The sequence below is a fragment of the Rhizobium sp. 32-5/1 genome (genome assembly GCF_029537235.1).
In the GTDB taxonomy this organism is placed as follows: Bacteria; Pseudomonadota; Alphaproteobacteria; order Rhizobiales; family Rhizobiaceae; genus Pararhizobium.
Genome location: NZ_CP120640.1, coordinates 191,339 through 211,321, shown reverse-complemented (window position 1 = coordinate 211,321; position 19,983 = coordinate 191,339). Strand labels below are relative to the sequence as shown.

Below are 19,983 nucleotides of genomic sequence, written 5' to 3'. Positions count from 1 at the left end.
TGCGCCTTGATGAATATGCAGCCCATGATGGAACCGGCCTCGCACGCCTGCTGGCAAAAGGCGAGGTCACTCCGAAGCAGCTCGGCCGGTGCGTCGAACAGGCCGTCGCGGCCGTGAATCCTGCGTTGAACGCCGTTATCGAACTCTATCCGGACGCACTTGAGACCCTGCCGGAGGTGGCGTCCGCCACCCCTTCGGCGGCATTCCCACCCTCACCAAGGATTTCCCGATCGAGGTGGGCCGCCCGGCCGAGTTCGGCAGCCGGCTTGCGCGAGGTTTCCGCGCCGGCCATGAGGCCGTCTACTGGACACGGTTGCGCGCCGGCGGCCTGAACAATGTCGGCCGCACGACAAGTTCCGAATTTGGCGTCCCAGCCACAACGGAATCGCCCCTCTATGGCGCAACGCGCAATCCTTGGAATCCGCAGCGCGGCGTTGCGGGATCCAGCGGCGGTGCCGCCGCGGCTGTCGCCGCAGGCATCGTGCCTTTTGCACAGGGCAGCGACGGTGGTGGGTCAATCCGCAATCCCGCGGCGTTCTGCGGCTTGATCGGTCTGAAACCTTCACGCGGGCGTGTTACCGGCGCGCCGAATGGAAACGCCCCGCTTTTGGGCTTGGCAACGGCCTTTATGATCACACGCTCCGTGCGCGATACTGCAGCCCTTCTTGACCTTTGCCATGGCCCGGATGCCGGCGACGGTTATGAGATCGCACCGCCAGTGGGCACCTATCTCAACGCCATCAAGCACAGGCCGCACGGCCTGCGCATCGCCCTTTGCACGCGCTCCTGGTCCGGTGTGCACATTGACCCGGAGGTTGTCACCGCGGCAAGATCGGCGGCGGAGCGGCTTTCATCCCTCAGCCACCATGTTGAGGAGGCGTCCCCGGACTTCGATTATCCGGCCTTCCTCCAGGCGCAGAAGGTCATCTGGGCCGCCGACGCCGCCGCGCATATGCCGGCGATGGCGCAGCATATGAACCGCTCGCTCGAGGAGGCGCTTGGTTCAAGCGTATATGCTCTTTACAACTGGGGGCAGGGCATCAGCGGTGCACAGCTAATCGACGCGCTCGCCGTCTATGATCGGGTGACGCGGCAGCTCGGGCGCTTCCTTGCCGGATATGATCTCTTGCTCACACCGACCAGCGCCATACTGCCAGAACCGATCGGCACGTTCGATCCTGGCCGAGCGGGCATTGATACGGAAGGCGTGTTCAATGATCTTGCGCCGAAGGAGACCTTTACCGCGCTGTTCAATGCGACGGGGCAGCCCGCGATTTCCCTGCCAATTGGACGAAGCCGGGACGGTCTGCCGATCGGGATTCAGCTTGTCGCCAGTTTCGGACGCGAGGACCTTCTGCTTGCGACCGCGCGGCAAATCGAGGAAGAGGTGGAGAGCGGTCCCGGTGTCTGGGGGCAGGGGCGTCCGGTCATTCACGCCGGCAATTTTTAGGAGTCTGTCACTGTGGTGAAAGCACGAAGCGGCAAGGATGCAAAGGGATCGAGCGGCGTTGAGCAGAAGATCGACATCGAAGCGATCTTGCGCGAACGCATGTCCGGTTTCTCGCCCTCGGAGCAAAGCCTTGCCGGCTATATCCTGGACAACATCGAGATTTTGCCGTTCGAGACCGGCAGCAGCATAGCTGAGGCGGTGGGCGTTAGCGAAATGACCGTCACCCGGTTCGTTCGCGGCCTCGGGTTCGAGAGCCTGCGCGACCTCAAGAAGCGGTTGCGTGTCGCGGTCTCGGAGAAGGACAGCGAAGTGGACGACTACCTGGCCCGCTTCCAGATGCGCGACGGCCGGCAGCCGCAGCTGCAGGAAAGCCTGCGGCTGGAACTCGACGCCATCGTCAAGGCCTATGCCTTGACGACCACCGAAGTGTGGGACGAGGCCGCAAGCCTGCTCGTGAAGGCGCGCACCATCTATGTCGTCGGCTTCCAGGCCTCGAAGGGGTTGGCCATGGATTTCGCCAGCCGGCTGCTGTGGGCGCGACCCAACGTCATTTTCATCGACAACGCCTCGGGCACGTTCGGCGAGATCATCAATGCAGATCCCAAGCAGAGCGCCGTCGTCCTCATTGATACGGCCTCGTACGCGACCCGCGGCATCAAGCTTGTCGAGAAGCTGAAGTCGATGGACATGCCGCTGGTCATTGTCACCGACAAATTCAGTCATTGGGCGTTCGCATATACGCGCTTCGTTTTCGAGGCGCATACGCATGTAAAAACCTTCTGGGATTCTACGGCAAGTATCAGTGTCGTGCTCAATCTCCTCATCGACGCCGTTGCCACCAAACTCGGGCCGAAGGCTAAGCAAAACTTTGCCATGATGAGCGACATGGGCACCCTCTTCGGAGAGTTCGTCGGCGGCAGCTATCTCCGCCGCGACGATTGATCCTTCTAAAACCGCAAACGAGAGTATCCATGACGAGCATCCCGCCACTCCGCGATCCAACTGCAGCCGGCAATCCTCTCATTCCGAGGCAAGATTGGGACCGGGCGCCTTGGAACCGCTGGACCTTCCAGCATGTCAGGGACCTGCTACCGACCATGCCGGTCTTGCGGGGAGCGGGGCCGGCAAGCATTCTGCCGACCGATCTGCAGGATATTGAGGCCATTACCTTCGTGGCTGAGGGGCGAGCCTGTACCGTTGGCAGCTTCCTTGAGTCAAACTACGCCGATGGTTTCCTCGTGCTCCATGGCGGCAAAATTGCTGTCGAGCGCTACATGAACGGCATGACACCGCGTACTCAGCACCTGTCACAATCCGTCGCCAAATCAGTGGTCGGTACCGTGGCGGGCATCCTGATCGACCGTCGAGTGGTAGACCCAGCCGCGCTCCTTACGCACTACCTGCCTGAGCTGGAGGCCACGGCCTACCGGGGCGCGACCGTCCAGCACGTGCTCGACATGACCAGCGGCGTGGTCTTCGACGAGACCTACACCACGCTCGATTCCCACATGGCGCAGCTGGATGTCGCCAGCGGCTGGAAGGATCGTCGGAACCCGAACTGGCCCACGAATGTCTGGGACCTGATCCTGTCTTTGAAGGATCTGGAGTGCCCGCACGGTACCTCCTTCCGCTACCGCTCTATCGAGACGGATGTCCTGTCCTTTGTTCTGCAGCGCGCGGCCGCTACCCCGCTTGCAGAACTCGTCAGCCGTGAACTGTGGGCGCCGATGGGGGCGGAGGAAGACGCTTACTTCACCGTGGACGCTGCCGGCTATGCCCTGGGTGACGGCGGGTTCAATGCGACTCTTCGCGACTATGCTCGTTTCGCCTTGCTGCATCTTCGCGGTGGTGAGATCGACGGCAAGCGTATCGTTTCGAATGAGTGGCTCGCCGGGACACGGTTCGGAGCTGATCCGACCCTCTTCGGTGGCATCTACCAAGAGGTTCTGCCCGCGGGCGCATATCACAACCAGTTCTGGATCGAGGATACCGCGCGCGGTGTCTATATGGCCCGCGGCGTCTTCGGACAACTGATCTACATCGACCCGGTGGCGGATTTCGCGGCGATTGTCCTGTCGAGCTGGCCGGAATTCGTGAGCACGACGCGGATGCGAACAGCACTGGCGGCGGTCAGGGCTATCCGAGGGGCGCTGGGGTCATAACGAGCGGGCTATCCCATTCGCTCCTCGGCCGCGCCGGTTGGCCGGATCGTCAAGATGCAGAGCGTGAGTAATCGGAGACGCCGATGCAGTCGGCCATGGCCACTTCGTGCTGGCGCGGCTGACGGACTACGGGGGGCGTCTTGTAAGACACCTCCAAAAGATCGTACCGGTTCGGGATTTGCCTTGCGTTGCTGTTAGAGTTTGCGTTGAACGCCGCGGCCCAACTTCGTCCAAGTCATATGTGAGGTGAGGAGAAAGGCTGGAAGGGGCCGGGGCGCCTGCAAGACGTTATGATATATAACATATCGCATAAGATAGCTTATGGAACTTCTCTAATCGGCGTGTTGAAGTTAAGCGCTGTCGAGCTTCCATTGGCACCGGCATCTGACGTTATGACCGTTCATATAATTGCCGTAGAGTAACTAACTATTTTGTGCGTTAAAGCTAAAAATTCTAACTTTCTTAACTATGAAATTTTATCGTCCAGCCATTCCAAACTTTTGCCGACGCAAGATCATCGATTGGAGCCTACCGGATGAAAAATATACCGATCGCAGCCAAATTCCTGATGATGTTGGGAATTTTCGGTGCGCTAATGCTGGCCGTTTTCGCGTATTCCTGCTACCAGATGGCGAGTATTAGCAACTCTTATTCTCGGCTCATTGCCGGCGAAAGTGCAGCGGCTTTGTCCATGGCAGATGCAAATCGGACATTCCAAGCGTATCGAGCTGGAATATCTGAGATGATACTCCAAACTGAGGCCAGTAAGGTATCTTTGGCCAAAGACGGTCTTAGCTCATCCCGTTCTGCTTTCGACAGGAACCTAGAGGAGGCTATGTCTTCACTGTCTAATGACCCCAGTTTGCCCGTGTTGAAGGCTGAGGCCGCTAAAGTGATGGAAAAAACCTGTGCCTCCTCTATTGAGCGGGGGATGCAGGTTGGAGTGGCGAAGGAAATTGCTTCCATCGGCGCAACTTTCGCCCTCTTCTGTCAGCCGAAGTTCACCGAAGTCGGCGGAAAATTTGCTGCCAAGGCAGACGAACTCAAGCGAAAAGCTATCGAAAACAGCCAAGTTCTGTCAGCAACGGTTAGAACTACCACTTACACTACAGCTGCATTTTCCGTTGTAGCTGTGGTCTCAGTCTTGGTGTTTTGTGTCTTTGCTACCAAGCTTTGGATAGTATCTCCCCTCAAGAGTTTGGGATCGTCGATGCAACAGTTGGCAGGGGGCGACCTCGAGGCTGACGTGATTGGCAGAGGCCGCGAGGACGAAATCGGCGAAATGGCCACTGCCGTTCAAACATTTAAGGATAACGGCCTCAGAGCGAAAGCGCTTCAGGAGGAGGCCGAACGAGTCAGGGCAACTGCGGAAGCAGAAAGAGAGCGATCGGCACATGAAGATCGCGTGAGGACAGAGGCAATGGCCCTCGCGACGTCTGGACTGGCAGAAGGCTTAAGAAAGATGTCGGTCGGCGACTTGTTGACAAAACTTGATGCACCATTTTCATCCGAATACGAGAGCTTGAGACGCGACTTCAACAATGCGGTCACGCAGCTAGCTTCTGCGCTGGGTGCTGTTGCGGATGCGGGCCACACCATAGAAGTAAGAGCTGCCGAGGCTAACGATGCTGCTGGCGATCTCTCCAAACGGACCGAACAACAAGCGGCTTCGCTAGAGGAAACAGCTGCGGCGCTTGATGAAATCACCGTGAACGTAAATAACGCACTTAAACGCGCAGAAGATGCTCGCGCCGTCGCTCAAGAGGCCGGACATGCTGCAGCCCAGTCTGCCATGGTTGTATCCAGTGCTGTTGCCGCCATGCAACGAATTGAAGCGTCTTCCAGGCAAATCTCACAGATTTTGACGGTGATGGACGAAATCGCTTTTCAAACCAATTTGCTCGCATTGAACGCGGGCGTCGAGGCAGCCCGAGCCGGTGACGCTGGTAAAGGTTTTGCTGTTGTAGCTCAGGAAGTACGCGAACTTGCACAAAGAGCTGCCCAGGCAGCGAGGGAGATAAAATCTCTGGTGGCCGCTTCAACCAGTGACGTGGAAAACGGCGTGGGCATGGTCGATAAAACGGGGAAGACTTTATCCTCGATACAGGCTCATATCACGACGATTAACCAGCATATGGAGGCAATCACAAACTCGGCGCGTGAGCAAGCGTCCGGTCTTGCCGAGATCAATTCAGCGGTAAATTCGATGGACCAGGTTACGCAGCGAAACGCGGCTATGGCTGAAGAGAGCACGGATTCTGCCGCAATTATGGCTGAAGAGGCCAGGCTGCTAGGGAAACTGGTCAGGCAGTTTAAGGTTCACATAGGAGAAGTCGATCGCATCGCCGATGGTGGCCATCAACGTCGGTATGCATGACTCAGTGCTGTTGGGATTAAACAGGCTGATTTGAAGAGGCGGCTAGGTATTCAGGCTGTTTGCTAACAGCCCCCTATTTGGTCGCCAGTCAACCTGAACCTTTATTTTGGTGATCTTTCCTACACCGGCATGGCTGATTGCTATGTCACGCCGGCGGATGCGGCCAGCAGCTTGTGCGGTCCGCCCACATCCATGCGGCTCGCTCAGCCGGCATAAGCATGATCTACCATTGAAATCGGGTCATGCGACCGCGCGCTTTTCTCGATTTGCGTGATCAAGCGATGATCGCTCGTTATTGAGGAAACGTTCCAGATCCGCAATGCTTGTCGTGACGGTTCGAATTGGGGCGGTGTCGCAAATATCATGGCCGACATTCCGTCGTAGTCGAGCAAAGGACGTCAATGAAGCTCTGGTGCATCAGGGGAAACTCTCCCCGGCTTTAGCGTTTGCCCAGCGTCGCGAGAGCAAACTTGATCACCTCACATATTCGGATAGACCGGTCCCTCGCCGCCCTGCGGCGGTACCCAGTTGATGTTCTGGTTGGGGTCCTTGATGTCGCAGGTCTTGCAGTGGACGCAGTTCTGGGCGTTGATGACGAAGACGTCCTCGCCATCCTTTTCCACCCATTCGTAGACACCGGCGGGACAGTAGCGGGTCGAGGGGCCGGCATAGATGTCGTGCTCGGACGACTTCTGCAGGGCCATGTCCTTGACCTTCAGATGCACCGGCTCGTTTTCCTCGTGATTGGTGTTCGACAGGAACACCGAGGAGAGACGGTCGAAGGTCAGGACCCCATCCGGGCGCGGATAGGCGATCGGTTTGTGCTTGGCTGCTGGTTCCAGCGACTGCGCATCGGTCTTGCCGTGTTTCAGCGTGCCGAAGAAGGAGAAGCCGAACAGCGTATTGGCCCACATGTCGAGACCGCCGAGCGCGACGCCGGCTGCCGTGCCGAGCTTCGACCAGAGCGGCTTGACGTTGCGCACCCGCTTGAGGTCCGTGCCGATATCGGTGGCCCGCCATTCATTCTCGATCTCGACCGGCTCGTCATTGGCGCGGCCGCTGGCGATGGCCTCGGCGATCTTGTCGGCCGCCAGCATGCCGGACAAGACAGCGTTGTGGCTGCCCTTGATGCGCGGCAGATTGACGAAGCCGGCCGAACATCCGATCAGCGCGCCACCGGGGAAGGAGAGCTTCGGCACCGACTGGTAGCCGCCCTCGGTGATGGCGCGGGCGCCATAGGTCAGCCGCTTGGCGCCCTCGAACGTGCCGCGGATCGCCGGATGCGTCTTGAAGCGCTGGAATTCCTCGAACGGATAGAGGTAGGGGTTCTTGTAGTTCAGGTGGACGACGAAGCCGACGGCGACCAGATTGTCCTCAAGATGATAGAGGAACGAACCACCGCCGGTCTTCATGCCGAGCGGCCAGCCGAAGGAATGCTGCACGAGACCCTGTTTGTGGTTCTCGGGCTTGACCTGCCAGAGCTCCTTGATGCCAAGGCCGAATTTCTGCGGCTCGCGATCCTTCGAGAGATCGAACTTCGAAATCAGCTGCTTGGCGATCGAGCCGCGCACGCCTTCGCCGATCAGCGTATATTTGCCGAGAAGTTCCATGCCGCGGGCGAAATTCGGACCCGGCTCGCCATTCTTCTCGACACCCATGTCGCCGGTGGCGACGCCAATGACAGCGCCTTGATCATTGTAGAGCACTTCGGTCGCGGCAAAGCCCGGATAGATCTCGACACCCAGCGCCTCGGCCTTTTCGGCCAGCCACCGACAGACGAGGCCAAGCGAGACGATGTAGTTGCCATGATTGTTCATCAGCGGCGGCATCAGGAAATTCGGCAGGCGAAGGAGCCGGCTGGACCAAGGAATAGAAACTGATCGTCTCTGACCCGTGTTTTAAACGGGTGATCCTCCTCCTTGGTCCAGCCGGGCAACAGTCGATCAATCCCGACCGGATCGACGACTGCGCCTGATAAAATATGGGCGCCGACCTCGGCACCCTTTTCCAGAACGACGACGGTGAGCTCAGGATTCACCTGTTTCAGCCGGATGGCCGCAGACAGGCCAGCTGGACCCGCGCCGACGATCACCACGTCGAATTCCATGCTTTCGCGTTCGGGAAGATCCTTTCGCTCGCTCACGATACTCAAAGCGCTTTTTCGAGCTCGGGCAAGATCGTGAAGAGATCGCCGACGAGGCCGTAGTCTGCAACCTGAAAGATCGGGGCTTCCTCGTCCTTGTTGATTGCAACAATGACCTTGGAATCCTTCATGCCGGCTAGGTGCTGGATGGCGCCGGAAATGCCGCAGGCGATGTAAAGCTGCGGGGCGACGACCTTGCCGGTCTGGCCGACCTGCCAGTCATTTGGGGCATAACCTGCATCGACCGCAGCGCGCGAGGCGCCGACGGCGGCACCGAGCTTGTCGGCCACCGGCAGAATGACTTCCTGGAACTTTTCCGAGGACCCAAGCGCCCGACCACCGGAGATGATGATCTTGGCCGACGTCAGTTCCGGACGATCGGACGAGGACAGCGCGTCCTTGACGAAGGTCGAGAGACCGGGGTTGGCCGCCGTCGAGATCACCTCGACGGCGGCCGGGTTGCCTTGGGAGGCGGAACTAAAAGAAGAGGCACGAACGGTGATCACCTTTTTGGCATCGCCCGACTGCACCGTCTGGATGGCGTTGCCGGCATAGATCGGCCGCTTGAACGTGTCGGCCGAGACGACTTCGGCGATTTCCGAGATCTGGGCGATGTCCAAGAGGGCTGCGACGCGCGGCAAAACGTTCTTGCCGGTCGAGGTGGCGGCCGAGATGATGGTGTCGTAGGAGCCGGCCAGCGAGACGATCAGGGCTGCGAGCGGCTCCGCGAGATTGTTTGCTAGGTCATCGCTTTCGGCGAGCAGCACCTTGGAGACGCCGGTGAGCTTTGCCGCGGCATCGGCTGCAGCCTTGGCGCCCTTGCCGGCCACCAGCACATGAACGTCGCTTCCGGCCCCGCTGGCGATCTTGGAAGCAGCCGTCAGCGCCTTGGCGGTCTGGTCGGAGAGCGTCGCGTTGTCGTGATCCGCGAGAAGAAGAATGGTCATGGTCGTATTTCCTTTCGCGATCTCTTAGAGGACGCCGGCTTCGTGTCTGAGCTTGTCGACCAGCTCAGCGACCGACTTGACCTTGATGCCGGCCTTGCGGCCCGAGGGCTCCTCGGTCTTCAGGACCTTGAGGCGCGGGCTGGTGTCGACGCCGAAATCGGCGGGGCTCTTCTTGTCGAGCGGCTTCTTCTTCGCCTTCATGATGTTCGGCAGCGAGGCGTAGCGCGGCTCGTTGAGGCGCAGGTCGGTGGTGACCACCCCCGGCAGCTTGATCTCGATGGTCTGCAGGCCGCCATCGACTTCGCGCGTCACTTGCGCCTTGCCATCACCGATCTCGACGTTCGAGGCAAAGGTGCCCTGTGCCCAGCCCAGGAGGGCCGACAGCATCTGGCCGGTCTGGTTCGAATCGTCATCGATCGCCTGCTTGCCGACGATGATCAGACCGGGCTGCTCGGCTTCCGCCACGCCCTTGATGATCTTGGCGACGGCGAGCGGCTCGACCGCATCGTCGGTCTCGACCAGGATCGCCCGGTCGGCACCCATCGCCAGCGCCGTGCGCAAGGTCTCTTCGGCCTTGGCCGGACCAACGGAAACGACGACCACTTCCTCAACCTTGCCGGCTTCCTTCAGCCGCAAGGCCTCCTCGACCGAAATCTCGTCGAACGGGTTCATCGACATCTTCACATTGGCAAGCTCGACACCCGTGCCATCCGCCTTCACACGGATCTTCACGTTGTAATCGACGACCCGCTTGACGGTGACCAGAACTTTCATGATGTCCTTCCTTACGAAACGTTTGCGACGGTCAGTGGCGAGAGCCTTCAGCAAACCGTCTTGAAACGCTCGACGCAGATATCGAGCACTTCGCCTGGATCACGCTTCCACCAGTTGCCAGCGGAAAAGATCTCGACTTCGCAATAGCCTTCAAAACCGGTGCTCTCGACGGCACGGCGGATGGATTTCAAGTCGGCGACGCCGTCTCCCATCATTCCGCGATCTAGGAGGACGTCCTGGGTGTCGGCCATCCAGTCGCATAGGTGATATCCAGCAATCCGCTCCTTACCGAGCCGGTTCAGCTCCGCCTCAAGGGAGAGGTCCCACCAAACGTGGTAGACATCCACGGCAACGCTGACAGCGGCATGTCCAATCGCCTCGCACATGTCGACGGCGTCTCGTACGGTGACCAGACACGATCTGTTTCCACCATAGACGGGATGAAGAGGCTCCAGCGCCAGCTTGACATTGCCCTTGGCGGCGTATGGCGCCGCGTCGGCAACAATGTCGCGTACCTGCTTCAGACTCTCGGTCATCGAATGGGTGCCCTCGACGATGCCGCCGACACAGATGGTGAGGCACGAGGCGCCCAGCGCCGAGGCCATATCGATCGACGCGTGAAAATCATCGATTGCGGCCTGCCGCGGCTTCGGCGCCAGTGGCCCGACGAGAAAGGGTGCGCGGCAAAGGCCGCAGGCATCGAGGCCCGCCGCACGCGTCCGCTCGCCGATCTCCACGGCCCTGCCGCCGATTTCCCGCCGCCAGAAGGCGATGGCTCCGAAGCCACGTTCCGCGCAGGCATCAATGATGCGCTCCGGCGACCAGCCGGCCCCCTGCCCCTCAACGTTGTGGCCGAGGGTCGCGGTATTGAGGGCAAGCGCCGAGTGATCGGCGGAAAAATCTCGCAATCCGTTCACATCACACTCCATACATGGAAAGCATCTTCTTCATCCGGCCGATGGCAAGATCGCCGTCTCTGAGCAGGCCGCACTGGTCAGCCAGCCTGAAGACCTCCGTGAAATACGGCAGCGGACGCATGGCCTGAGCGCCGTTCAGCATTATGAAGTGATCCTGGAACCCGTTCAGCCAGGCGAGAAACACCACGCCGGTCTTGTAATACTGCGTCGGTGCTCGGAAGATCAGCCGCGCCAGCGGCACCGTCGGATCAAGCACCGCGCGGAATCCCTCTGCGTCGCCGGCCTTCAGTCGCGACAACGCGAAGGCGGCGGCTGGCGCCAGTGGATCGAAGATGCCCAGCAGGGCATGTGAATGGCCCTGCGCGTCGCCCTCGATCAATTCGGGATAGTTGAAATCATCGCCCGTATACATTTTGACGCCTTCCGGCAGGCACCGGCGCATCACGACCTCCTTGTCCTTATCGAGCAGGGAAATCTTGATGCCATCGACTTTGGAGATGTTTTCGCCGATGACCGTCAGCGCCGTTTCCATCGCCTCTTCGAAGCTGCCGGAGCCCCAGTAGCCGGCAAGCGCCGGGTCGAACATATCGCCCAGCCAATGGAGAACCACAGGTTCGTCGCAAGCCGAAAGCGCATCCCGGTAGATGTCAATATAGTCCTGCGGCCCCTTGGCGAGCTTGGTGAGCGCGCGGCTTGCCATGAGGATGATGCGGCCACCGATCTTCTGGATGGCCTCGATCTGCTCGCGATAGGCGCGGCGAACGTCATCGAGCGAGCGCGCGTCGTTGGGGCTCAGATGATCGGTGCCGGCGCCGTTAAAAACCAGCGCATCGGGCACTTCCTGCCTGGTCCGGCGGATCAGTTCCAAAGCACCCGGCCAATCCAGCCCCATACCACGCTGCGCGGTGTCCATGGCTTCGGCGATGCCAAGGCCGAGATCGTGCAAGTGCCGGCGGAAGGCCATTGTGGCCGTCCAATCGACGGATGCTGGACCCGACGGATCGTTCGCGGTCCAGGGATTGGCGACGACATGGGCGGCGGAAAAGACGACGCGATTGTAATCGCGCGAAAATTCGGCCGTCTGGATCGGCGTGCCGGTCAGGCGATACGGCGACAGGCGGCCGTTCTCATCGGGAAGCTGTAGGTCCATTTTATATCCTCAAAACCGGGGAACAAGCATGCCGGCGTCGGCGGCAAGAACCTGCCCTGTCATGTACGGCAGGCCGCCTGTCGCGAGAGTCGTGACGATCCGGCCCATGTCGGCCGGTTTGCCAAGACGAGGAATGAGGGTCAGCCCTTCGTCCTCGATGCGGCGGCGATAGGTTTCCGACACCGCCTTCGTCATATCCGTCTCGATCAGACCGGGCTGCACATCGAAAACGGCGATGTTTTCTGAGCCGAGCCGCGCTGCGAAGACTTTGGAGATCATCGCTGCGGCGGCTTTAGAGGCGCAGTATTCACCGCGCAGGATCGATGCCGCCGTCGCGTTCGACGAGGTCACGTTGACGATACTGTAGAACCGCCCATCCGCGCGGTCGCGCTTGACAACGCGGCGTGCAAAAGCCTGCGACAGGAAGAAATGCGCCTTGGCGTTGACCGCCATGCAGCGGTCATAGCTTTCCTCGGTGACATCGAGCAGATCGCCGCGTGACAGCACCGAAACCCCGGCATTGTTGACGAGCGTCGTCAGCGGGCCGCATTCGGCCTCGGCCGCATCCAGCATTTCCTCGTGCCGTGCAAGCAGGCTGATATCGCCGGGGACCTTGACCGCTTTGACACCCTTCGCCCGAACGGCTGCGACGGCTGCATCAAGTTCCTCGCTCTCGCTGTAGCCGTTGATGGCGACGTTGAAGCCGTGGTCAGCCAGATCCAAAGCGATCGCAAGGCCGATGCCTCGGCTGGAGCCGGTTATAAGTGCAGCATGTGCGATAGTTGCGCTCATCCCCGCGCTCCATGCTTGACCAACTCGCGCGCAATGATCATGCGCTGGATCTGGTTGGTTCCTTCGTAGATCTGTGTAATCTTGGCATCGCGATAGAGCCGCTCAACCTCGAAACCGCGAATGTAACCGCTGCCCCCGAAGACCTGGATGGCGTCGGCCGAACGGGCGACCGCCATGTCGCCTGCGAAACACTTGGCCATCGAGCAGGCTTTGGTGGCGTTTTCGCCCCGATCAAGTTTTCCCGCCGCACTATGGACGAGGAGACGCGCGGCCTCGATATCCTTCGCCATGTCGGCCAGCAGCCACTGCACGCCCTGGAATTCGGAAATCTTCGAGCCGAACTGCTTGCGCTGCTGCGCATAATCGAGCGCCGCCTCGAGACCCGCCTGGCCGATGCCGACGGCGAGTGCTGCAATGCCGACACGGCCTTTGTCGAGCACGCTCATCATCATGTGGAAGCCTCGCCCTTCCTCGCCGAGGAGGGCTTCGGGCGGCAGCATGACATCGGTAAAATTGAGCGCGCCGACCTGGCTTGCGCGCTGGCCCATCTTGTGTTCCTTGGGCCCCCGCTCGACACCCTTGGCATGGAGATCGACGATGAAAATGCTCATACCCTTGTGGCCGGCATTTTTGTCGGTCCTTGCGAGAACGAAGCCGACATCCGCGACCGGCGCGTTGTGGATCCAGATCTTTCCACCATTCAGCCGCCAACCCTCTCCGTCCCGGTCCGCCGTGCTGCGGATCCCCGAAACGTCCGTTCCGGCTTCCGGCTCGGTGATGCAATACGCAGCCTTCTTTTTCGCCGTCATCACCGGAGCAAGCCACTCGTCCCGCTGCTGAGACGTTCCGTGGCGAACCAGAAGCGTGGAGATCAACTCTACAAGGCCGCATTGGTCGGCAACCGAGGCGTAACCGCGTGAAAGCTCTTCCATGACGAGGGCATAGGTCAACGTGTCAAAGCCCGGACCGCCCATGGCTTCCGGCACGGCGATACCGAACAGGCCGAGCTCGCCCATTTGCTCGTAGAGCTCGGCGGGGAATCGTTCTTCGCGGTCCAGAGCTTCAGCAACCGGGCGAATTACGTCTTCTGCAAATTGCCGGGCCATGTCCCGCACCTGCTCTTGAACCTCGGTCAAATACATGGTGAACTCCTATGTCCGCTATAACCAGTTAGTTACTAAATAGCATCCGTGGGTATCCCTGGTCAAGGCGCATGGATGTAGAAACGGGGATGGTTCAAGCGCGCCGACGGCGCGCCTTGACCGTCAAGAATTCGGCCATTCGAAGACAAGGAACGGCTCGGTCATCCTGCGTTCCAGCAAAGCTCCGTAAACCGCGGCTGGATCGACCGGTGACAATTGGCGCACGAGCCCGCGCAAGGGAATGCGGTCTTCCGAAAGCCACTTCAAGGCCTTGGCAAATCCTGTGAAGATGCTGTGTGGGCTGTTGTTGTATCCTTCCAAGAGTTCGGCCCATTTGAACCCTTTGGCAAGCAGCGGATACTCCCACTCCCAACCGCTTCGCAGAAGGACGAAATTGTTGAAGACGGCATTCAGGATGTCGTGGGCGTAAAGCTCTGTATGACGTTTCCAGGGGACACCGATGAGCACGACTTCGCCGTGCTGGCAAACAATGCGGCAGCCGCTGAGAACTGCCTTTTCGTGACCGGAGCAATCAACGACCAGCGCGACTTTCCCTAGGAAATCTTGATCCTCGGTCGGCATATCGGCGAACGTCGATGAAATTCCGGACGCTTCAATTTGCCCCCGACGCGTGGCATCAGGCTCGACGACGGAAACCTCGTATCCTGATAGCTTGAAAATATGGGCCGCGAGATAGCCGACCGGGCCGGCGCCGCTGATAATGACGCGGTCCCCGGGTCTTGCTTTTGTCGTCATCAGTGTTGTCATGGACACGCCGATAAGCCGTGCGATGACGGCTGTTTCAGCCGCTAGCCCTTCGGGCACAGGCAGGGTGAAACGACGATCGACCTGCTGAAAGCTGCGATGTGGCCCCATGCAGAAGAGCCGCGACCCGATCTCGATATCCGTTACGTCCTTGCCGCATTCCTCGACTTCGAAGACGGCCGCATAACCTGGATGAACGGGGAAATCCTCGCCGGTCGCCCAGGCAAGTTCCGTGCCGGGACTAACCAGTGACGTGAGCGTCCGGCCACGCACTTCGCCGTCGCCAAGTGGCGGTTTTTGGCAATCTGCGTAGATGAAATTGCCTTTGCTTGGAAAGATTATCTCGTGTTCGGACATGATCTTGTCCTCCCTCTGTTTAAAGAGCCTGACCGCTCTGGCTGTCGAAGAAATGAAGGCCAGCGGGATTGAAGAACACGCTGACATCTTGGTCCGGAACCGGCCGCTCGGCGGCCGCGACCTGGGCGATAAACTCTTGGCTACCAATTCGCAGATTGAGCAGGGCTTCTATGCCCAGATATTCGACAACATCGACGCGCGCCTCGAAGGAACCTGGCTCTCCCTTTGCTGCAATCCGGATATCACTCGGCCTGACACCAAGGGTAACCTGTCTGCCTGGAGACAGTTTGCTAAGCAGCGGACTTGGCACCGGCACAGAAAATGGCTGAGACGTCAGCAGCAAGCCCAATTCGGCTTGCTCCACCGTCATTTGGAACAGGTTCATTGATGGGCTGCCGATGAACGTCGCGACAAACAGATTTTTCGGGCTGGCGAAAACCTCTTCCGGCGAACCGACCTGCTCGATATGGCCGTCCTTCATGATGACGATCTTGTCGGCCAGCGTCATGGCTTCGATCTGGTCATGGGTGACGTAGAGCACGGTTGTTCCCAGCCGCTTGTGGAGCTTGGCGATTTCCAGCCGGACCTGGGTCCGCAGCTTGGCGTCCAGATTAGACAGCGGCTCGTCGAACAGAAACACTTTGGGCGTGCGCACCATGGCCCGGGCCATGGCGACGCGCTGTCGCTGGCCACCCGATAATTGCGCCGGCTTTCGGGCGAGGAGCGGCTCAAGCCCGAGGATGCGGGATGCTTCGGTGATCCGGCGATCAACCTCCCCATCAGCCAGCTTTTGCGGCTTGAGCGCGAATTCCATGTTCTGCCGCACGGTCATGTGCGGATAGAGCGCGTAATTCTGAAACACCATGGCAATCTGGCGGTCCTTGGGTGCGACATCGTTGACGACACGCGAGGCGATTTCAAGCTGGCCGTCGGAAATGCTTTCGAGCCCGGCCACCATCCTGAGCGTTGTGGTCTTGCCACACCCAGAGGGCCCGAGCAGAACGACAAAGGCGCCTTCGTCTATTTCCAGGTTGATGCCATGCACGACCTCCAACTGGCCGTAGCGTTTGACGACATTGCGTAGCGTCACGGATGACATGGACATACTCCTCAAAAAGTGTCGCGTTGATGGGCAGCCGGGCTTCAGCCCTTGACCGAGCCCATGGTAAGTCCCTTGACGAGCCAGCGCTGGCACGTCAGGACGAAAATCACACCGGGGATAAGAACCACGAACGATCCGGCCATGATGCGGCCCCACTGCACGGCATCACTCGACCAGAAGGACATGACGGCGATGGTTACGGTTTGCGCCTTCGAGCCTGTGAGCATCAGCGCGAAGAGAAACTCGTTCCACGAAAAGATGAAACAGAAGACCGCTGCGACTGCGAGGCCAGGGGCGGTCAACGGCAGCGTCACGTACCAGAAGGTGGCAATGACGCCATGGCCATCCACCTGTGCCGCCTCTTCGAGCGCTTCCGGTACCTCGTCGAAAAATCCTTTCATCAACCAAACCGTCAGCGGAATGTTGAACGTGGAGTAGACGATAATGAGGGCCAGCGGCGTGTCGAGAAGGCCGATCGACTTGAAGATGATGTAATAGGGAACGACGACCGCGATGGGTGGAAACATCCGCATCGACAGGATCCAGAAAGAGACGTCGTTGATCCATCGGCTTTTGATGCGCGAGATGGCATAGGCGGCCAGCGAGCCCACGACGAGGCTGAACGCTGTCGATCCCAAGGCAACGATCAGGCTGTTGAGGATCTGCAGATGAAAGGGCCGCATGGTGAAGAGGTCGTAGTAATGCTGCAATGTCGGCGTGAAGATGAAAGTCGGCGGCCGGGAGAACATCAGCGCTGACGGCTTCAACGAAGACACCACGATCAGATAGATCGGTGTCATGAACACGATCAAAACGATGGCGATCAAGATATATAAAAGGATTTTCTCGCGTGCGTTGGCGGTCATGGCTTTGCTCCGCTCATCTCGCCAACGCAGCCTGGCTGCGCTGCAAGGACTTGAAGAAGAAGGTGATCAGGATGGTAATAATGATGAGCGAGACAAAGGAAGCCGCCGCACCGACACCCATGCGCCAGAATGTAAAGCTCTGCCGGTAGATGTAGAGAGAGATGACTTCCGTGGCGTCGGCCGGGCCGCCCTTCGTCAGAACGAAAATGATGTCGTAAATCTTGAAGGCGTCGATGGCACGAAGGAATAGCAGACTGATGATCACCGGCTTGAGCTGCGGCAGCGTGATGTAGCGAAAGACATCGAAGCGGCTGTTGCCATCAATCCGCGCCGCCTCATAGGGTTCTGGCGACAGGCTCTGCAAGGCGGCAGCCGTCCCCATCATGAAGAACGGTGTCCACTGCCAGATATCGGCGATGGCAATGGCCGTTAGCGCCCAGCCTGTGCTGGTGATCCAGGCGACGGGGCCGATGCCGACCAGGCTGAGGAAATAATTGAGATAGCCCAATTCTGGGAAGTACAGAAACAGCCAGACCAGACCGACGATAACAGGCGAGATCATCATGGGGATAAGCAGTAAGGTACGCACGACCGCCATGCCCGGCAGTTTCTGCGTCACGAGTAGCGCAATGCCCACACCAAGCACGACCTGGACGGAAAGTGTCATGGCCATCAGCTTGAACGTGGTCAACAGCGCATGCAGGAACGCTTGGGAACTGAGGACTTCCACGTAATTCGCCACGCCGACGAAGACCCTGGGAATGAACGGCTTGGAAAGATCATAGCTGCGGAAGCTCAGCCAGAGCGCATAAAGCATCGGGTAGATGGTCGTTACGAAAAGGATGACGACCGCTGGCAAAAGGAAGACGAGCGCAATGCGCCGGTCGCGGCTCACAGTGTGGTTCATGACGGATCTTTCCAACGGAGGTGTCCGCCCGGACGCAAGTCCAGGCGGATCGCAACCTTACTTCTTCAGGACTTCAGCCGGAGCATCATTGATCCAGCGCAGGCGCTGGTCGGCCGGAAACATCTGGAGCTGCGTGTTGACGGCGTTGCACGCTGTCGTCAACGCTTCCTGGGCGGTGGCCGTTTCGCCGGCCATGTATTTGCTGAGTTCCACGCCGAAATTCTCTTCCACGGCCTGATAGAAGGGATGGAAAATACGGCGGCGCGCATTGACCTGGCTGTCGAGCAGGACCTTGTAATAGGGGTATTTCTCCTGCAGCTTGGCGTCGCCAAGGATGGACTTGCGGAACTGGCTCACCCCTTGCCCTCATCGGCGAAGCGGCGCATCAACTTCTCGCTCGTTGCCCATTTGATGAACTCCCAGGCCGCGTCCTTTTCCTTGTCCGGCGATTTGGCGTTGACGGCAAAACCGAGCGTACCGGTATAGGTTGGCTGTGGGCCGGCGTCGGATTCGGGGTTGGCGGCAAAACCGGCCTTGCCGATTTTGGCCAGCACTGCCTCTTCGGGATTGGTCAGGCGCACCGACCGGACGCTCCAATAGGCAGCCTCGGCCGCTTCGCCACGCTCCATGAAGCCAGACTGGATGTCCCACATCAGGCCGAGATAATCTGGCGGATTGAACGGGATGAGCGACTTCATGTATTCCGCCGCTTTGATGTGCGGTTCGCCTGTCATGGCGCAAAGGCCCGTCTTCGGATCCCAGTAATCACCCCCGAAAGAGCGCATGAACGGGAAGTAATCGTGGGTGATTGCACCTTGGACGCGACTATAGGACTGGCTGACGCCGTAGAGGTCGTTTTCCAACGGCTTGCCGCCGGCCAGATCACCTTTTTTGCGGGTGAAGAATTCGGCGATATCGCGATATTGGGCCCAGGTCTTGGCCGGAGCGAGATCGTAGCCGTACTTCTTCTTGAAGTTGGCCTGTTCATCAGGATTTTCGAGCAGATCGGCGCGGTATTGCTGAAGCCAGGTCATGCCGGAGGCCGGAAAGGCAAGCAGCTTGCCCTGCCAGGTATTTTCCTGCAGCTGGATGGGCACGATATCGTCCAGTCCGATTTCGGTTGCATCTCGCTTGGCGCGAGACGTCAGGTCCTCAAGAGCCCCTGACTCGCCGAGTAGCCCTACCCAGGGGCTGTCGATCCAAAGCAATTGATAAGTCGGGCTGTCCGAACTCGATTCAACGATGATCTTGTCGATCAGGCCGGGATAGGGAAGTTGGTCGATCTGCACCTTGATGCCAGTCAGCTCTTCAAACTCGCCCACCAGCGGCGCGACGCGTGTCACTGACGTATCGCCGATGCCGAGCATTTTCAGCTCGACGCCGGCAAAGGGCTTGTCCTGCGCCCAAACGCTGCTGCTCATCAGTGCTGCAACGCCTAAAGCGATAGTGGATTTATTCCATATTCCCATCGAAATGCTCCTCCATATTCGAATGAAACGATCGACCGCCCCCAAGCTTTTGGGCACAGTTTCTTGATGCCGCCCCTGGGGAAACCAAGGGCGGATTTCACACCTCATTATTGAGGTGGAATGCGCTTACGCGTTCGTGACCGGTGACCAGAGTTTAGGGCCACCCTCGGCCTCGTAACCAAGCGGTCCGGTCATGCTGACAATTTCCAGGAATTGGCCCCACGGCGCCCGCAGATAGAGCCAGGTCAGCCCTTTCATTGCACCAGTATCGATATATGTCGGGCCATCCAGAACTTCGACACCCTTTTCCCGCAGACGCTCGGCTGTGGAAACGGCGTCGTCAACCTGGAACGCGACGTGAAAGCCACCCGGCTGACTGTTGCGTTTCAACGCGTCGTTCGTCGTCTCCCCAGAATACTGAAAGAGCTCCATGTTGCTTCCATTGCCGAAGCGAAGAACTTTAATATTTTCGATCCGACAGTGCTCCGGCACACCGAGGCGCCGCCGCATGAAATCGCCGTCAACGTCCACTTTGCCAGTCGTCAGGATCGTGACAGCGCCAAAGATCGTTTCGAAGAACGAAACCGCTTCATCCAGGTCGGGCACGGTGAAGCCGACGTGGTCAATGCCAAAGACTTTCAAAATTCTCCTCCTTGCCGGGCT

The 19,983-nt window shown here is 59.2% G+C and carries 17 protein-coding genes and 1 pseudogene; 4 read left to right on the top strand and 14 right to left on the bottom strand.

Going from position 1 to position 19,983, the window contains the following annotated elements; all coding sequences use genetic code 11:
• Nucleotides 1–235 precede the first annotated feature (235 nt).
• The 4 genes from P6U16_RS27990 to P6U16_RS27975 all read left to right on the top strand — a co-directional run bounded on the left by P6U16_RS27990 (nucleotide 236) and on the right by P6U16_RS27975 (nucleotide 5,989).
• Nucleotides 236–1,450, top strand: a complete 1,215-nt coding sequence (locus P6U16_RS27990) for an amidase (RefSeq protein ID WP_277704929.1) — start codon at nucleotides 236–238, stop codon at nucleotides 1,448–1,450.
• 12 nt (nucleotides 1,451–1,462) lie between these two features.
• A complete protein-coding gene (locus tag P6U16_RS27985) occupies nucleotides 1,463–2,392 on the top strand; it encodes a MurR/RpiR family transcriptional regulator (protein WP_277704928.1) in 930 nt (309 codons plus the stop codon).
• A gap of 29 nt (nucleotides 2,393–2,421) precedes the next feature.
• A complete protein-coding gene (locus P6U16_RS27980; protein ID WP_277704927.1) occupies nucleotides 2,422–3,612 on the top strand; it encodes a serine hydrolase in 1,191 nt (396 codons plus the stop codon).
• 535 nt (nucleotides 3,613–4,147) lie between these two features.
• Nucleotides 4,148–5,989, top strand: coding sequence for a methyl-accepting chemotaxis protein (locus P6U16_RS27975; protein WP_277704926.1), 1,842 nt, complete (start codon nucleotides 4,148–4,150; stop codon nucleotides 5,987–5,989).
• Between the two features lie 479 nt (nucleotides 5,990–6,468).
• Here the strand turns inward: P6U16_RS27975 and P6U16_RS27970 are convergent.
• The 14 genes and pseudogenes from P6U16_RS27970 to P6U16_RS27905 all read right to left on the bottom strand — a co-directional run bounded on the left by P6U16_RS27970 (nucleotide 6,469) and on the right by P6U16_RS27905 (nucleotide 19,962).
• Nucleotides 6,469–8,132: pseudogene (locus tag P6U16_RS27970) on the bottom strand (electron transfer flavoprotein-ubiquinone oxidoreductase).
• Nucleotides 8,133–8,137: 5 nt separating this feature from the next.
• Nucleotides 8,138–9,079 carry an electron transfer flavoprotein subunit alpha/FixB family protein gene (locus P6U16_RS27965; RefSeq protein WP_277704925.1) on the bottom strand — a complete coding sequence of 314 codons (942 nt, stop codon included), beginning with the start codon at nucleotides 9,077–9,079 and terminating at the stop codon, nucleotides 8,138–8,140.
• A gap of 24 nt (nucleotides 9,080–9,103) precedes the next feature.
• The gene (locus P6U16_RS27960; protein WP_277704924.1) at nucleotides 9,104–9,853 is read right to left on the bottom strand and encodes an electron transfer flavoprotein subunit beta/FixA family protein; all 750 of its coding nucleotides are present in this window, start codon (nucleotides 9,851–9,853) and stop codon (nucleotides 9,104–9,106) included.
• Nucleotides 9,854–9,900: 47 nt separating this feature from the next.
• A complete protein-coding gene (locus tag P6U16_RS27955) occupies nucleotides 9,901–10,761 on the bottom strand; it encodes a sugar phosphate isomerase/epimerase family protein (protein ID WP_277705061.1) in 861 nt (286 codons plus the stop codon).
• Nucleotides 10,762–10,771: 10 nt separating this feature from the next.
• On the bottom strand, nucleotides 10,772–11,920 hold the full coding sequence (locus P6U16_RS27950) for a dihydrodipicolinate synthase family protein (RefSeq protein WP_277704923.1): 1,149 nt from the start codon (nucleotides 11,918–11,920) through the stop codon (nucleotides 10,772–10,774).
• Nucleotides 11,921–11,929: 9 nt separating this feature from the next.
• Complete coding sequence (locus tag P6U16_RS27945; RefSeq protein WP_210307508.1) at nucleotides 11,930–12,712, bottom strand: 3-ketoacyl-ACP reductase; 783 nt, start codon at nucleotides 12,710–12,712, stop codon at nucleotides 11,930–11,932.
• Nucleotides 12,709–13,854, bottom strand: coding sequence for an acyl-CoA dehydrogenase family protein (locus P6U16_RS27940; RefSeq protein ID WP_183908947.1), 1,146 nt, complete (start codon nucleotides 13,852–13,854; stop codon nucleotides 12,709–12,711). The genes P6U16_RS27945 and P6U16_RS27940 overlap by 4 nt, the downstream gene beginning before the upstream one ends.
• Nucleotides 13,855–13,977: 123 nt before the next feature.
• The gene (locus P6U16_RS27935; protein ID WP_277704922.1) at nucleotides 13,978–14,976 is read right to left on the bottom strand and encodes a zinc-binding dehydrogenase; all 999 of its coding nucleotides are present in this window, start codon (nucleotides 14,974–14,976) and stop codon (nucleotides 13,978–13,980) included.
• A 19-nt stretch (nucleotides 14,977–14,995) separates the two neighbouring features.
• Nucleotides 14,996–16,075, bottom strand: coding sequence for a sn-glycerol-3-phosphate ABC transporter ATP-binding protein UgpC (gene ugpC / locus P6U16_RS27930; RefSeq protein WP_277704921.1), 1,080 nt, complete (start codon nucleotides 16,073–16,075; stop codon nucleotides 14,996–14,998).
• Between the two features lie 44 nt (nucleotides 16,076–16,119).
• Nucleotides 16,120–16,944, bottom strand: a complete 825-nt coding sequence (locus P6U16_RS27925; protein WP_277704920.1) for a carbohydrate ABC transporter permease — start codon at nucleotides 16,942–16,944, stop codon at nucleotides 16,120–16,122.
• Nucleotides 16,945–16,957: 13 nt separating this feature from the next.
• Nucleotides 16,958–17,851: a sugar ABC transporter permease gene (locus P6U16_RS27920; protein WP_277704919.1), complete on the bottom strand. Its 894-nt coding sequence runs from the start codon at nucleotides 17,849–17,851 to the stop codon at nucleotides 16,958–16,960.
• Between the two features lie 57 nt (nucleotides 17,852–17,908).
• The gene (locus tag P6U16_RS27915; RefSeq protein WP_277704918.1) at nucleotides 17,909–18,208 is read right to left on the bottom strand and encodes a hypothetical protein; all 300 of its coding nucleotides are present in this window, start codon (nucleotides 18,206–18,208) and stop codon (nucleotides 17,909–17,911) included.
• The gene (locus P6U16_RS27910) at nucleotides 18,205–19,272 is read right to left on the bottom strand and encodes an extracellular solute-binding protein (RefSeq protein ID WP_277704917.1); all 1,068 of its coding nucleotides are present in this window, start codon (nucleotides 19,270–19,272) and stop codon (nucleotides 18,205–18,207) included. The genes P6U16_RS27915 and P6U16_RS27910 overlap by 4 nt, the downstream gene beginning before the upstream one ends.
• 174 nt (nucleotides 19,273–19,446) lie before the next feature.
• Nucleotides 19,447–19,962: a VOC family protein gene (locus P6U16_RS27905; RefSeq protein ID WP_277704916.1), complete on the bottom strand. Its 516-nt coding sequence runs from the start codon at nucleotides 19,960–19,962 to the stop codon at nucleotides 19,447–19,449.
• Nucleotides 19,963–19,983 lie beyond the last annotated feature (21 nt).

Coding starts and splice junctions, on each gene's coding strand:
- P6U16_RS27980 (WP_277704927.1), top strand. CDS start 2,422: ATGACGAGCATCCCGCCACTCCGCGATCCAACTGCAGCCGGCAATCCT.
- P6U16_RS27975 (WP_277704926.1), top strand. CDS start 4,148: ATGAAAAATATACCGATCGCAGCCAAATTCCTGATGATGTTGGGAATT.
- P6U16_RS27965 (WP_277704925.1), bottom strand. CDS start 9,079: ATGACCATTCTTCTTCTCGCGGATCACGACAACGCGACGCTCTCCGAC.
- P6U16_RS27960 (WP_277704924.1), bottom strand. CDS start 9,853: ATGAAAGTTCTGGTCACCGTCAAGCGGGTCGTCGATTACAACGTGAAG.
- P6U16_RS27950 (WP_277704923.1), bottom strand. CDS start 11,920: ATGGACCTACAGCTTCCCGATGAGAACGGCCGCCTGTCGCCGTATCGC.
- P6U16_RS27945 (WP_210307508.1), bottom strand. CDS start 12,712: ATGAGCGCAACTATCGCACATGCTGCACTTATAACCGGCTCCAGCCGA.
- P6U16_RS27940 (WP_183908947.1), bottom strand. CDS start 13,854: ATGTATTTGACCGAGGTTCAAGAGCAGGTGCGGGACATGGCCCGGCAA.
- P6U16_RS27935 (WP_277704922.1), bottom strand. CDS start 14,976: ATGTCCGAACACGAGATAATCTTTCCAAGCAAAGGCAATTTCATCTAC.
- ugpC (WP_277704921.1), bottom strand. CDS start 16,075: ATGTCATCCGTGACGCTACGCAATGTCGTCAAACGCTACGGCCAGTTG.
- P6U16_RS27925 (WP_277704920.1), bottom strand. CDS start 16,944: ATGACCGCCAACGCACGCGAGAAAATCCTTTTATATATCTTGATCGCC.
- P6U16_RS27920 (WP_277704919.1), bottom strand. CDS start 17,851: ATGAACCACACTGTGAGCCGCGACCGGCGCATTGCGCTCGTCTTCCTT.
- P6U16_RS27910 (WP_277704917.1), bottom strand. CDS start 19,272: ATGAGCAGCAGCGTTTGGGCGCAGGACAAGCCCTTTGCCGGCGTCGAG.